The following is a 15006-nucleotide window of genomic DNA, read 5'->3' as shown; positions in this document are numbered from 1 at the left end:
TCCCGCCATTAAACAACGGGGCTGATTGCCAGCCCCGTTTTACATCCCTACCCCTGCTCCTTGCTCGCCTGCAACTGCCTGGCCTTTTCCATAAGCGCCGCTTTCTCTTCAGGTGTCATTGCATCCATGCGCAAACGTGCCTGGGCGATTCTCTCCAACTGCCCAGCGACAGTTTCACGCTCGCGCAGCTCCCGCGCCAATGCCGCCACGCTTGGGTGATCAAACACCACGCCGGGATGAATCTCGCATTGCAGCAGTTTGCGGATGCCTGCCACTAGCTTGATCACCAACAAGGAATGCCCGCCTGCGGCGAAAAAGTCCTCCTCGATGCTCAGCCGTTCCAACCCGACCAATTGGGCCATGCGCGTGGACAACAGGGTTTCAAGCGCATCCCGTGGCGCGACGTACACCGCCTGGGAAACCACAGGTTGAGCGTGTTGCAGCGCCTTGCGGTCAACCTTGCCGTTTGGCAGGCGCGGCATGCGTTCAAGGCTCACAATCTGGCGCGGCACCATAGCCGCCGGGAGATGCTGGGCCAGTTGGTTTTTCAATTGAGGCCCTACGTCCTCTGCCGTCGCCGCACGCATTACCACAAACGCTTGCGGCTCCTCTTGCACCAGCACCACCACGGCCTCACTGACCTCGGGCAAACGCAGCAACTGCGCCTCTATCTCGGCCAGCTCAATGCGGAAACCACGCACCTTGACCTGATGATCGCGACGGCCATACAGCTGCACGCCCCCCTCCACCCGATAACGGGCCAGGTCTCCCGTGCGGTAAAGGCGCGCGCCGTCCACCAGCGGGCTATGGATAAACGCGTCTGCATCCGCCTCGCCCTGCAAGTAGCCTCGGCACAACTGATGGCCACCGATGAATAACTCACCGAGTTCACCCGTTGCCAGCAATTGCGCGTCGGCGCCCAGTACGAAGACTTGGTTTCCGGGAAGCACGTGGGTCAGCGGCACGCCATGGGACACGTCTTCCGCAGGCAGTAACGGATGCACCATCACGCCCACTGTCGCTTCGGTGGGGCCGTAATGGTTGAACACGCGACAGTCGGGCCGCAGCTGACGAATGCGCTGCACCAGGCTCGCGCCGATGGCTTCACCGCCCAGCACCAGCGTGTCAGGCAATACGGCGGTATCAGCCTCAAGCAAGGCGGCCAGGTGCGACGGCACGATTTTCAGGCAATCGATGCTGTTTTCCCGCAGGAACCCGGCGAAGCCCTGGGGATCTTGCAGGGTCGCATCGTCAGCTATATGCAAGGTCGCGCCGTTGTAGAGCGCGCCGAACAAGGCGGTGTTGCCCAGGTCCGCCGCTACCGTGGAACTAAAGGCAACGTGACGGCAGGCGGACAGGCCCAGTTGCTGGCTGCTGCTCGCGGTGTAGTTGAGTAACGCGCCATGCTCGATCACCACGCCTTTGGGCTGGCCGGTGGAGCCGGAGGTGAACAGCACATAGGCGACGTCACGGGCCTGCACGGACACCGCCGGGGCCATAGAGGCATCCTCGGTTGATGCGCCCGGATTGAGCAGTTTGAACGCGGTCCGCGGGTCGTCCTGGCCTGGCGCGTGAGTCACCAGGATCAAGCTCGCGGCGGCGTGCCCTGCGATTTCAGCCTGGCGCGCCACTGGCCATTGCGGGTCCAGCGGCAGATAGGCTGCGCCCGCACGCCAGGTGGCAAGAATGGCGACGACCAGTTCCGCCGAACGCGGCAGCGCCAGGCCCACGATCGACCCAGCGCCCACACCCTGGCGCAGTAATTCGGCACTCAAGCGCGCGGTGCGGGCGTCCAGTTCAGCGTAGCTAAGGGCCTGGCCCGCAGCGACCAACGCCACGGCGTCCGGCGTCTGATCAGCCCACGCAGCGATACGTTGCGGCAACAACTGCGGCGTTTGCATGATTTGCGCCGGCGGGTTCAGTGCCAGCAACCGGCTCTTTTCGTCGGCACCCAACAGGTTCAGGCGTGCAAGGGTTTCATCCGGTTTGTCGGCGATGCTGTGGAGCAACTCGCGGAGCTGGCCCAACAGCGTCTCGACGGCGGGCGCCGTATAGCGTGCGGGATTGAAGTCCAGTGACAAACCTTGAGGTTCGCCAGACGCTGCGATTTCCAACTGAAGGGCCAACTCGAATTCAGGCAGACGGGCCGGCAGGTCGCTGCCCACCCAAACCATCCCAGCGACCTCACGCGGTTCCGAAACCCACCGATTGCCAAAACCGACCGCAGGCGCGGCCTGTTGTGGGAATGACAACGGTGTCCAGTATTCCTGCCAGGTGCGGTGCTGATCCAACTGCGCGGCCATGGTGGTCACCAGCTCACGGAAGGTGCTGGCCGGATCAATGCGAATCGCCAACGGCAGGGTTTTCTCGAACAGGCCCAGGCTGTGGCTGAAAAATTCATAATCCAGGCGCGCGTCATGCCGCCATCCCGCCAGGAATGACTCCCGACCACTGATGCGCGCCAGCAGTACCCACCAGGCGGCGTGCATCAGCACGTCCAGCGGCAGCCCCGCCGTGCGCAGGCGAGTCAACAGCGTTTGATCCAGTGGCACGCTCAAGCGTTCTGCCGGCAGGACTTCTGCGCACGTCAGGCGATAGGGCAAGTCTGGCCCGCTGAGCAGCCCCTCGTGCCCTTGCAGATACTGCTGCCAGTAAGCCTTGGCGGTGTCTGCGTCTTCGTCGAAGATCACCTCGCTGCGCCATTCCAGGTACTGGGAAAACTGCCCCGGCTCGTCCTCTTCAAACCCTTGCTGCCCATAAGCGGCCAACAACTCCTGCTGGATCAGGGCCAAGGTCCCGGCGTCGGCGGCGTAACGCGAAACGCCGATCAACAGTTGCCAGTGGTCCGTTTCCAGGCGCTGCAACAACGCACCGATCAGCGGCTGTTGCTGCTGCAACCACTGCTGTTGGCGTGCAATCACCTGTTGGGGCGACGCCACGTCGAGCCACTGGGTCAAGCTCACCGCTTGAGCCGGCGCAACCCGCTGGCGCAATCCGTGATAACCACTGACGGGCGCAAACTGCGCACTCAATGCTTCGTGGCGCACCGCCAGGCTATCCAACGCGTGTTGCAGGCGCACCGGGTCCAGCTCGCCACGAATATCCAGTTTCAGGCAGTGGGTCAGATCCCCCCAGCTCGCCCCTTGTTGCCGTGCGTCCAGATGCTGTTGCTGCTCGACCAGCAACGCCAGTCCCGCGTCCACGGTTCCCTGTTGTGCAGTACTCATGCTCCGGCCTCTTCCTTTTCGGTCTCGCTATGCGCTAGGTGCAGCGCGCTGCGTTCAATCATTTCGCCCATTGCCACAACGATCTTGCGCGGTCCTTCGAAGGGATCACGTGCGTGGGCAGCCAGCATGTTGTCCAGCAGGATGACATCGCCCTTGTGCCAGTCGAATCGCACCGCGCAGGCTTCGTACAGCTCGCCCACCAAGGCCATGACTTCGTCTTCAATCGGCGAGCCATCGCCGTAGTACACGTGCCGAGGCATACGCTGCTCGCCGAACAGTGCCAGCAAGTCTTCGCGCACATCCGGGTCCAGGCAGAAGATGTGGTGCAACTGAACCTGGTTGAAGAAGGTTTTTTCCCCCGTCACCGGGTGCCGGATGATCGCCGGGCACGGGGTGCGGATTTGCAGTTCATCGTTGTCCAGCCAGGTCCACGCGATGCCCGCAGCCCGGCAACGCGCCTCGACGTCGGCACGCACGTCGGTCTTGAAGAAGTGCTGCCAGGAAACGTCGAGCTTGTCGGCAAAGGTGCGCACGTACAGCAACCCCTTGTCCTCGAAGCGCTCGCGGATCGCCGCCGGCAACTTGAGGTACATCTGCCGGCAGTCCACCACCGGTGTGGCGCCGCCGATTGGGGATGGCTGTTCGCAGAAGAACAGCTGCTTGCGCGGCCAGCGGTCCTGATGGGAGCTTTCGTTATGGAACAGGATCATTTTCTTTTCGGGGTACGGCGTGGACCGGTAGGTGTTCTTACCGCCCTCTTTTTTCGGCAAGTCGCCGTATTGACCATAGAGGCCCGGCTGCACAGCTTCAGCGAACGCTTCGAAGTCATGAATATCGCGCAGGGCAAATCCACGGAACAGAATCCCCGCATGGCGGGCCAGTTTTTCTTCCACCAGGGCGCGGTTGTCCTTGATCCAGGCCACCAGGTCCAGGCCTGGATCAGTGGGTTCCATCAGCAATGGAAAATCCTGCCCGGGTACCAGCAGCGATTCACGCATCAACGCACCGGCAGGCCTGTCGGTGCGGCTCTGGGATTTTTTCAGGAACTTGCCCAGCTTGTCGGCCTTGATGGCAGGCGGTACGGGCGTCGTGGTTTGTTCCAAGGTGTTGGTAGGCATGGTGATATCCCCTAATTGAATGTTCGGATCACACACAATCTGTTCAAGAATTCCCGTCCAGGCGTTGACGAATGACTCGATGCGTTGTTGTTCAAACAGGTCGCTGGCGTACTGCCAGGTACCATGCAGGCCGCCTGCATCCTCATCGATGAACAGGGCCATATCGAACTTGGAGTAACCGCCACGAGTGGGCAGTACCTCAACCTCGATCCCGTCCATCTGGCCACCCTGCACCGGCAGGTTGTTCATCACGAACAACACCTGCACCAGTGGGTTGAAACCCCGTTGGCGCGGGCGCGGCGAGGCCTCCACAATCATGTCGAAGGGCAGGTCCTGATGATCGAAAGCGTCCAGCGCGGTGCCTTGGGTGGTGGCCAGGAAAGCGCTGAACGGTTGCTGCGCCACGAAGGTCGAGCGCAGCGGCAGAATGTTCACGAAGAAACCGATCAGACCTTCCAGCTCAGGCTGCTGGCGCCCGGCAACGTCGGCACCGACCAGCACGTCATCGCTGCCGCTGAGGCGATGCAGCAGGATCTGGAACGCGGCCAGCATCGTGCTGTAAAGCGTCACACCGGCACGCGCCGACACCGCCTTGAGCCCTTCATGCAAGGCCACGGGCAGCGTGAAACCGAGGTCGCGACCTTCATGGGTCGGCGCCTGGGGGCGCGGTTGGTCGGTGGGCAGTTGCAACACGCCGCTGTGACCGGCCAGTGCCTGTTCCCAGTAACGCGCCTGCGCGGCGAGCACGCCGGTGCGTTGCAGGTGCTGTTGCCAGAGGGCGTAATCGGAGTACTGGATCGGCAACGGCGGCAACGGCTCAACGACCCCCGCCTTCGCCCGGCCATAGAAGCCCACCAGTTCATTGACCAGCACCGCCATCGACCAGCCATCGGAGATGATGTGGTGCATCGAATACAGCAACACATGTTCGGTGGGGCCCAGCTTGAGCACCTGTCCACGTAACAAAGGCGCCTGCAGCAGGCTGATGGATTGGCGGGTGTTCGCCTCAACGGCGACCGCGACCCGGCGCTGCTGTTCAGCGGGATCCAGGGACGACAGGTCCAGTAACGGCAAGTCGACCTCCACGTGCGCGGCAATGACGGCCAGCGGATCACCCTCCTCGTCGGTGATGTAGGCCGTGCGCAGGGTTTCGTGGCGGGCAATCACCTGTGCCAGGCTGCTGACCAGCAGCGGCACCGACAACTCGCCGCGCAAGCGCACGGCCAGCGGCATGCCATAGGCGCCACTGGCCTGCGACAGCTGCTCCACTACCCATAGCCGGCGTTGCACCAGGGACAGTGCCGCGCTGGTTTTTTCGCCGTGGGCCACTAACGGGCTGCGCGCCGGCGCGGTGTCCTGCCCGGTGCGGGTGGAGATCGCCGCGATAAAGTCTGCCAGTCGCGGCGCGCCAAACAGGTCACGCAGGGTCAGGTCGCAGGCCAACAGCGTCTTCAAGCGTGCGACCACTTGGGTGGCCAATAGCGAATGCCCACCCAACTCAAAGAAGTGATCGTCCAGCCCGACCTGTTCCAGCCCCAGCACGTTTTGCCAAACCTCGGCGACCTGAATGTCCAGGGCCGTTCGGGGTGCCACATAGTGTTTTTGCCGTTGGCTGACATCCGGCTTTGGCAAGGCTTTACGGTCCAGTTTGCCGTTGGGGCTCAGGGGCAACACGTCGATCAGCATCAGGAAACTCGGCACCATGTAGTCCGGCAACGACTGACGCAGCGCCGCCGTCAAGGCGTGCGCCTCCAGGGCATCCGACTGGGGCACGACATAGGCGACCAACTGCGCGCCGGTCGGCCCGTCCAGCGCAATCACCACCGCCTCGCGCACCTGAGGCATGGTTTGCAGACAGGCTTCGATTTCACCCATCTCGATCCGGAACCCACGGATTTTCACTTGATGGTCAATGCGGCCCACGTACTCCAGGGCCGCGTTGTCGTTGTAGCGAGCCAAGTCGCCGCTGCGGTAGAGCCGCGACCCCGGCACGCCGGAGAACGGGTCCGGCAAGAAGCGCTCGGCGGTCAGCGCCGGGCGATCGAAGTAGCCCTGGGCCAAGCCCGCCGCCGCACCGATGCACAGCTCGCCGACGCCGCAGGTCGGCAGCAATTCAAACCCGCTGTCCAGCACGTACAGCGCGCGCCCGTCGATCGCCCGCCCGATGGGCATGCCGAAGGCGTCATTGGCATCTGCAAGCTGGCAGTCATGCACGCTGGAGACCACGGTGGCTTCGGTCGGGCCATAGGTGTTCACCAGACGAACGTTGCCCAACCCAGCCTCGTACCAGGCGCGTACGCCCTCCACGGCCATGGCTTCGCCGCCGACATGCACTTGGCGCAAGTTGCCCAGGGTGCGGCCATCGACGGCGCACTCCTTGGCCAGCAAGTACCAATAGGCCGCGGGCAAGTCGGCCAGGGTCACGCCCTGCTCGACGATTTGCTGCGCCAGCAACCCGGCGTCCCACAGCTCATCGCCGCGCATGATCAGCGCCGCGCCGATGCACAGCGGCGGGTAGCATTGCTCGACAAACCCGTCGAAGCTGAACGTCGCAAATTGCAGCACGCGGTCGGCAGGCGTCAGCGCACTGTAATCGGCCGCTGTGTCGCAGAACTGGTCGAGTGCAGCATGGTCGATGGCCACCCCCTTGGGTTGGCCGGTGGAGCCTGAGGTGTAGATCACATAAGCGAGGTCGGCGGCAGTGGCGCGGTTCGGTGGATTGGTCAACGGGTAGCCCGCCAGCTCTTCACCCTGTGCGCTGAACTCCACACGTTTGAGCCCATGGGGCAGCGGCAGATCAGCCAGCAAGCCGGTCTCGCTGAGCAACAGGTTCAGACGGCTGTCTGCCAACATGTAGCTCAGGCGCTCGGCTGGGTAGTTGGGGTCCAGCGGTACGTAAGCCGCGCCACTTTTGAGGACGGCCAGCAGGCTGACGATCAACTGCGGGCCACGCCGGGAAACCAGGCCTACCCGTTGGCCCGGGCCGACACCCTGCTCCAGCAGGCGGTGAGCCAGACGGTTAGCCCGCTGATTGAGCTGGGCGTAACTCAGGCGTTCACTGCCTGCCTGAACCGCCAACGCATCAGGGGTGGCTTGGGCTTGGGTGGCGATGCGTTCATGCACACGCATTGGCCGCGGCGCAGTACCAGGGGATTGGCTGATGGCGAGCAGCGAGGCTTGCGTGCTGTTGTCCAGCAGTTGCAGGGTGCCGAGTGGCGCGTGGATATCCGCCACCCATTGCGCCAGCAGGTGCTGCAGGTTGGCGCTCAATTGCGCGACGTGTTGCTCGGTGAACCGCGCCCGGTCGTAGCTGAACTCCAGGCGCAAGCCAGTCCCCAGTTCGATGCCCAGGGTCAACGGGTAGTGAGTGCGCTCATGGTTGTGCATCTTGCCGAAGGTCAGGCCCGCTGGCGCGCCTTGCTTGAGCGCTTCGGCTACCGGGAAGTTTTCAAACACCAGCAAGGTGTCGAACAGTGCGGCACCTTGTTGTCCGGCCCAGCCCTGGATGTCGTAAAGCGGTACGTGTTCATGGTCGCGCAGGCTGAGGTTCAGCGCTTGCAGCTCCGCGAGCCAAGTGGCGGCGGACTGGGCCGGCGAGGCCGCGCTGATGATTGGCAATGTGTTGATAAACAGGCCCAGTTGCTGCTCGATACCCGGCAACGGCGCCGAACGCCCGGCAACAGTGGCACCGAAAGCCACGCAATCCTGGCCGGTGTAGCGTTGCAGCAAGAGGCTCCAGGCGCCTTGCAGCAGGGTGTTGAGGGTGACTTTGTGCTGGCGCGCGCAATCGCCGAGCGCGCGGGTGAACTGGCTGTCCAGAGTGGTGTGATGGTCGGCCATGCCCGCCCCTTCGACCGGCACGCGCAGTGCTTCAGCCAGCAGGGTTGGGGCTTGCAACGGTGCCAGGGCTTCGCGCCAGAACTTTTCGCCCGAGGCTTGCTGCTGCAGCCAACCCAAGTAATCGCGGAACTGCCCCAACGGTGCGGGCAAAACGTGGCCTGCGTAGTCGGCAATGACTTCGCCGAGCAACTGGGCATTGCTCCAGCCATCCATGAGGATGTGATGGCTGGTGAAAATCATGTGCCAGCCCGTACCGGCACCGCGCACCAACATCAGGCGAAACAGGGGCGCCGCGTTCAACTCAAAACCGCGCTGACGCTCGGCGTCGGCCAAGGCGTCGAGGTCAGCATGCGGGTCTTCGATCACGTGCAGCTGCAAATCGACCTGGCGCTGGATCACTTGATGGGCGCTGTCCAGGCCGAGCCAGTGGAAGCTGCTGCGCAAAATGTCATGCCGATCCAGCGCCGCCTGCCAGGCACGACCAAAGCTCAGCAGATCGAGGCCTTCAATGTCCAGGCGCAACTGGTTGATATAGGCCTGGGCTTCAGGCTCGTACAGGGTGTGGAACAGCATGCCTTGCTGCATGGGCGACAGCGGGTAGATATCGGCGATGGCCGGGCCGTCCACGGGCAAATCATCCAATTGCTGTTGGGTCAGGGTTGCCAGCGCAAAGTCCGACGGCGTCACCTGCCCGGCGGGTGTATCGCAGCAGTGCTGGATCAAGGCGTTGAGTTCGGCGGTGTAATCATCCGCCAGGCGCTGGATGGTCGACGCCTGGAACATCTCGCGGCTGAACCCCCATTGCAGCGCCAGTTCGCCGCCATACACCTGTCCTTCCACCGTCAGCCAGTTGGCCAATGGCGCTTCGGGGTCTTGGGCCTGGCCGCTGCCTTGGGTGGCGGGCACGAACAATGCGGACTCATCGAACTGGCGATCGAACTGGCCGAGGTAGTTGAACGTGATGCGCGGCGCGGCCAGGCCCGCAAGGGCTTCACGCACGTGAGGCGCAGCCAGGTAGCGCAGCAAGCCGTAGCCCAGCCCCTTGTCGGGCACGGCACGCAGTTGCTCCTTGACCGACTTGATCGCGGTCGACAGCTCGCCGTCCGCCTGCAGACGTACAGGGAACAGGCTGGTAAACCAGCCAACAGTGCGGGTCAGGTCGACGGCCTCGAACAGATCTTCGCGACCGTGGCCTTCCAGTTGGATCAGCGCCGCAGCCTGCCCGCTCCACCGGCTGACTACCCGCGCCAACGCCGTCAGCAACAGGTCGTTGACCTGAGTGCGATAAGCCGCTGGCGCGTCTTGCAGCAACTGGCGGGTTTGTTCGGCGTTGAGGCGGGATTCAAGCTTGCAGCCCAAGCGGTTTTGCAGCCCGCCGTGGGGGTTGTCGCACGGCAGCTCGGCGTCGACGGACTGCGCCTGCCAGTAAGGCAGTTGTTTGCTGAGGGTTTGCGCGTGGGTGTGCAGTTGGTGCGCCCAGGTTTGGTAGGCACTGGTCTTGGCCGGCAAGGATGCCTGGCGGTAAGCCTGTTGCAGGTCTTCCAGCAGGATGCGCCATGAAACCCCATCCACCACCAGGTGATGCACCACCAACAGCAAGCGCTGGGTGCCATCGGCCATGGAGACGAGGGCGGCGCGCAGCAGCGGGCCTTGCGTCAGGTCGAGGCTGCGCTGGGCTTCGTCGCATAGCGCGGCCAGTTGCGTATCGTCGGTGGCATGGGAGTGCCACAGCGCAGGCTCGTCGACGGGCGCAGCGTGGGTTTGCTGCCAGCCGTCGGGACGCTGCACAAAACGCAGGCGCAGGGCGTCGTGGTGGTTAATCAACTGCGTCAGCGCCGCTTCCAGGCGCACCGGGTCCAGGGCCTCGCGCGGGGTCAGCAACAAGGATTGGTTCCAGTGGTGACGTGCCGTGATGGCCTGGGCGAAAAAGCTGTGCTGTACCGGCGTCAGCAGCACCTCGCCGCTGACCGGGCCTTGGTCGATAACGCTGGCCTGCTCAAAGGTGGCGACGAGGGCCAGGCTGCGCACGCTCTGGTACTGGAACAGGTCGCGCGGGCTGAGGCGAATCCCCGCCTGGCGCGCACGGCTGACCACTTGAATGGAGATGATCGAATCACCACCCAGCTCGAAAAAGTTGTCTTCCAGGCCGACCTGCTCGACGCCGAGTACGTCGCTCCAAATCGTTGCCAGGGCTTGTTGCAGTGGGTTTTGCGGGGCGATGTAGGCTTGTTGCGGCGCAGCGTCCGGCAGCGGCAGCGCTTTGCGGTCGAGCTTGCCGTTGGCGGTCACCGGCAGCTTGGCCAGGTGCACCATGTGGGTGGGCACCATGTATTCCGGCAGGCTGCTGAGTAGCCAGGCCTTGAGGTCGGTCGGCGCTTCACCTTCCAGCACCAGGTAGGCCACCAATTGCTTGCCGCCCTGCACCAGCACCACCGCCTCACGCACGCCTGGGTGTTGCATCAGGCGCGTCTCGATTTCTCCCAACTCGATGCGCAGGCCGCGCAGCTTGACCTGATGGTCGAGCCGACCAAGGTAGTCGATCACGCCATCCTCACGCTGGCGCACACGGTCGCCGGTACGGTATAGACGCGCACCGTCACCGAAAGGGCTGGGCACAAAACGCTCGGCGGTGAGTGCCGGACGACGGTGGTAACTGCGGGCCAGGCCGGTGCCGCCCAGGTACAGCTCGCCGGACACGCCGGCGGGCACTGGGTTGAGCTGCGCGTCGAGCACGTAGGTGCCAAGGTTGGCGATGGGGCGGCCAATGGGCACGGCGTCACGGCCTTCGTCGACGCAGGTCCAGTGCGTCACGTCGATGGCCGCTTCGGTCGGGCCATAGAGGTTGAACAACCCTGCCTGGGGCAGCTTGGCGAAGACTTGCAGTTGCGCATCCAGTGGCAAGGCTTCGCCGCTGCACACGATGCGCTTGAGGCTGGTGCAGCCCTGTACGCCCGGCTCATGGACGAACGCCTGGAGCATGGACGGTACGAAGTGCAAGGTGGTGATGCCGTGCTGGCCGATGGTCTCGATCAGACGCGCCGGCTCGCGGTGTTCGCCAGGGGCCGCGACCACCAGGCGCGCGCCGGTCATCAGCGGCCAGAAGAATTCCCACACCGACACGTCAAAGCTGAACGGGGTTTTTTGCAGTACCGCATCGCTGGCGTCCAGGCCGTAGGCTTGCTGCATCCAGCACAAACGGTTGACCAGCGCGCGGTGGCTGTTACCGGCACCCTTGGGCTTGCCGGTGGAACCGGAGGTGTAGATCACATAGGCCAGGTTCAGCCCGTGGATGGCTACGGCGGGCGATGCGCTGCTGTATCCGTCAAGCCAGCCAGGCGCCTGGTCCAGGGTGATCACCTGGATGCCCTCGGTGGGCAGCGACGGTACCAGGCTGTGCTGGCTGAGCAGCAGTTGGATGCCGCTGTCTTCGATCATGTAGGCCAGGCGTTCCTGGGGGTATTCAGGGTCAAGCGGGACGTAAGCGCCGCCAGCCTTGAGAATGGCCAGCAGGCCAACGACCATTTCCACGGAGCGCTCGACGCAGATCCCCACAAATGCATCGGGACCAACGCCCTGTTCGCGTAAGGCGTGAGCCAACTGGTTGGCACGGGCATCGAGCTGGGCGTAGGTCAGCGTTTGGGCACCAAACACCAGTGCCGGAGCGTGGGGTGTGGCCTGGACCTGGTCTTCGATCAGTTGATGAATGCCACGCTCAGTCGGATATGCCTCTGCGGTTTGATTCCAGGCCTCAACCAGCACCTGCTCCTCCTGGGTAGCCAGCATCGGCAACTCGCCGACGCGCTGCTCGCCATCGGCAACCATGGCCTGCAACAGGCTGATCCAGTGCCGGGCCATACGCGCGATGGACGGCGCGTCAAACAGGTCGTTGGCGTACGTCAGCGCGGCGTGCAGGGTGCCGGATTTTTCATACGTGTCGAGGGTCAGGTCGAACTGGGTGGTACGGCCTTGCCACTCCACCAACGCCAGCTCCAGGCCGGAGGCGGTACTGACCGATGCAATATCGGCCACCACCGGCTGGTGGTTGTACATCACTTGGAACAGCGGCGTATGGCTGAGGCTGCGCTCGACTTTCAGGGCTTCCACCAGACGCTCGAACGGCAGTTCCTGATGGGCCTGGGCGCCGAGGGCGTGCTCTTTGATGCCTTGCAGCAGCCCAGAAACACGGGTTTGCCCGGTCAGCTCGGTACGCAACACCTGGGTGTTGACGAAAAACCCGATCAGCCCTTCGACTTCACTGCGGTTACGGTTGGCAATCGGCACGCCGACGCGGATATCGCTCTGGCCGGTGTAGCGGTGCAGCAGCACATTAAAGGCACCGAGCAACAGCATGAACAGCGTGACGTTGTGCTTTTGCGCACAGGCGCGCAGTTGCGCCGCCAGTGCCGGCTCAATCGCGAAGTTATGGCGGGTGCCCTGATAACTGGGCATGGCCGGACGCGGACGGTCCGTCGGCAGTTCCAGCACCGGGTGCTCAGCGCCCAGGCGCGCCTGCCAGTACTCCAATTGACGGGCCTGCTCCCCCGCTTCCAACCAGCGGCGTTGCCACAGGGCGTAGTCGCTGTATTGGATCGGCAGCGCCGGCAATTGCGGTGCCTCGTTGCGCTCATGGGCGTCGTAAAAGCGGATGAACTCGTCGATCAGCACGTTCATCGACCAACCGTCGGAGACGATGTGGTGCAGGGTCAGCAGCAGGACATGCTCCTGGGCGCCAAGCTTGAGCAATTGCACACGCAGCAGCGGGCCGTGCTCCAGGTCGAATGGCAGCAGCGACTGGCGGGTGGCTGCGTCATTCACTGCCTGCTCGCGTTCCGCCGGGGCCAGGTCAGTCAGGTCGAGTTGCTCAACGGCCAATGAGGGTTGAACGGCGACTTGCAACAGGCGCTCATCGGCCTGGCGCTGGAACACCGTACGCAGGGTCTCGTGACGCGCCACCAGGCTGGCGAATGCCTGCTCCATCGCGCTTAAGCTCAGCGCTCCCTTGAGTCTCACCGCCCCCGGCAGGTTGTAAGCGCCGCTGGCCGGGTCCAATTGCCACAGGAACCACATGCGCTGCTGTGCGTAAGACAGTGCCTGACGGTCCTCCACCTCCACCCCGGCTGGAATCGGAAACCGGGAGAAATCCACCCCTTCTTTCTGCAGTGCTTGCAGGAACAGCTGGCGTTTTTCCAGGGGCAACCCGATAAACCGGCGAGCAAGTTTCAAGGAGTCTTCAGCATTCATTTGTTGGAGTCCGGAGCAATAGGCAGGAAGCACAAAGGCACGTCGTCCCTATAAAACGAACCGGAGAGGGAAAAATTAGCGGCGGGTGGAGGGGTTGGAGCGAGGGGTCATCAAGGGTTACGTCAATCCCGGGAAACCCGTGCAAAAGCTAGAATGATCACGTTGCACAGGCCCGGCCCCGGCAATGCACTGAAGCACTGCATTCGGCGCCGAATCATCGAACCATTGCGTTCAGGAGAACTGATTACGTGAACAACCAACTCAAACGAAAAGCCTGCAACGGCTCCATAGAGGCCAGCCTTGAAGACAACTGCCTGTTCGGCAAGATCCTGTTCATCAAGGCGCTGAACGCATTCCTGCAACATCACAGCACAGAGGCATGCCCAGCGATGGGTTGGTTAACCCAACCGCCGGTACCCCAACACCGCCGAGCCCAACACCACCGCGCCCGCCGCCAACGCCACCCAGAACCCGCTGGCGGCGCCAAAGTGGTCGATCATCCAACCGGAACTGGCGGCACCAATGGCCACGCCGATGCTCAGGCCGGTGATCAGCCACGTCATGCCTTCGGTCAGGCGGCTGGCGGGGACGATCCGCTCCACCAGCGCCATGGACACGATCAGGGTCGGGGCAAAGAACAGGCCGGAGATAAAGATCGCCACCGCCAGGCCTGGAATGTTGGTGACCAGCAGCAACGGCAAGGTGGTCAACGCCGTGGCCACGCCGCAGAACAGAAACTGGCTCGGCAGCGGCGCCTTGAGCTTGAGAGTGCCAAAGGCGAGTCCCGCCAGGCATGAACCGATGGCGTACACCGACAGCACAATACTCGCCGCCGCCGGCTGACCCTGGTGTTGGGCAAACGCCACGCTGACCACATCCACCACACCCACGATCACCCCCATGGCCAGCAAGAGGATCATCAGGATCAATACCGACGGTGACGCGATCAGCCAGCCGGCATGGTGATCGTGGTGCTCATGCACCGGGGGTTCGGTCGCTCGTTGCAGGACGAACGTGGTGACGCCCACCGCCAGCAACAACGCGGCCACCAGCGGCCCGGCTTCGGGAAACAGCACCACGCTCAAGCCCACTGAAATCGGCGGGCCGACGATAAAGCACACCTCATCCAGCACCGACTCCAGGGCAAAGGCGGTTTGCAGCTTGGGCTGGCCTCGGTACAACTCGGTCCAACGGGCCCGCACCATCGCCGACATGTTCGGCATGCAACCGGCCAAGGCGGCAGACAGGAACAGCGTCCAGGTCGGCGCCTGCAACCGCGTGCACAGCAACAGCATCAGCAGCGCCCCGCCACCGATCAACGCGGCAATCGGCAGCACCCGGCCTTGGCTGTAGCGGTCCACCAGCCGTGATACCTGTGGCGCGCAAATCGCCGTAGCCAACGCGAATACCGCCGCCACCGAGCCTGCCAGGCCGTAGCCGCCATGCACCTGGGAAAGCATGGTGATAATGCCGATACCGGTCATGGACACCGGCATACGCGCCAGCATGCCGGCCAATACAAAAGCCCGGGCGCCAGGGACTTGGAATAACTCGGCGTAAGGGTTTGCCATGACTTAAAC

Annotated in this window: 3 protein-coding genes and 1 pseudogene; 1 reads left to right on the top strand and 3 read right to left on the bottom strand. The window is 63.4% G+C overall.

Features of this window, described 5'->3' with window-relative positions:
- Positions 1–47: 47 nt before the first annotated feature.
- Both LRO94_RS11815 and LRO94_RS11810 read right to left on the bottom strand, forming a co-directional pair.
- Positions 48–3227, bottom strand: coding sequence for a non-ribosomal peptide synthetase (locus tag LRO94_RS11815; RefSeq protein ID WP_179179176.1), 3180 nt, complete (start codon positions 3225–3227; stop codon positions 48–50).
- Positions 3224–13426 (bottom strand): non-ribosomal peptide synthetase, encoded by a 10203-nt coding sequence (locus tag LRO94_RS11810; RefSeq protein WP_179179177.1) that lies wholly within the window; start codon positions 13424–13426, stop codon positions 3224–3226. Before LRO94_RS11810 ends, LRO94_RS11815 begins: the two co-directional genes overlap by 4 nt.
- A 248-nt stretch (positions 13427–13674) precedes the next feature.
- Here LRO94_RS11810 and LRO94_RS11800 point away from each other — a divergent pair.
- A pseudogene (locus LRO94_RS11800) lies at positions 13675–13782 on the top strand (type II toxin-antitoxin system HicB family antitoxin); the annotation flags it as partial.
- Between the two features lie 42 nt (positions 13783–13824).
- Here LRO94_RS11800 and LRO94_RS11795 read toward each other — a convergent pair.
- Positions 13825–14997 (bottom strand): MFS transporter, encoded by a 1173-nt coding sequence (locus LRO94_RS11795; protein ID WP_179179178.1) that lies wholly within the window; start codon positions 14995–14997, stop codon positions 13825–13827.
- Positions 14998–15006: the final 9 nt, after the last annotated feature.

Source organism: Pseudomonas sivasensis (assembly GCF_021391435.1).
Lineage (GTDB): Bacteria > Pseudomonadota > Gammaproteobacteria > Pseudomonadales > Pseudomonadaceae > Aquipseudomonas > Aquipseudomonas sivasensis.
The sequence above is the reverse complement of the archived record's forward strand: the minus strand, read 5'-3'. Positions and strand labels throughout refer to the sequence as shown.

What these genes read in the sequence shown, in the direction of transcription:
- LRO94_RS11795 (WP_179179178.1), bottom strand. Translation starts at nt 14,997, where the DNA reads ATGGCAAACCCTTACGCCGAGTTATTCCAAGTCCCTGGCGCCCGGGCT.
- LRO94_RS11810 (WP_179179177.1), bottom strand. Translation starts at nt 13,426, where the DNA reads ATGAATGCTGAAGACTCCTTGAAACTTGCTCGCCGGTTTATCGGGTTG.
- LRO94_RS11815 (WP_179179176.1), bottom strand. Translation starts at nt 3,227, where the DNA reads ATGAGTACTGCACAACAGGGAACCGTGGACGCGGGACTGGCGTTGCTG.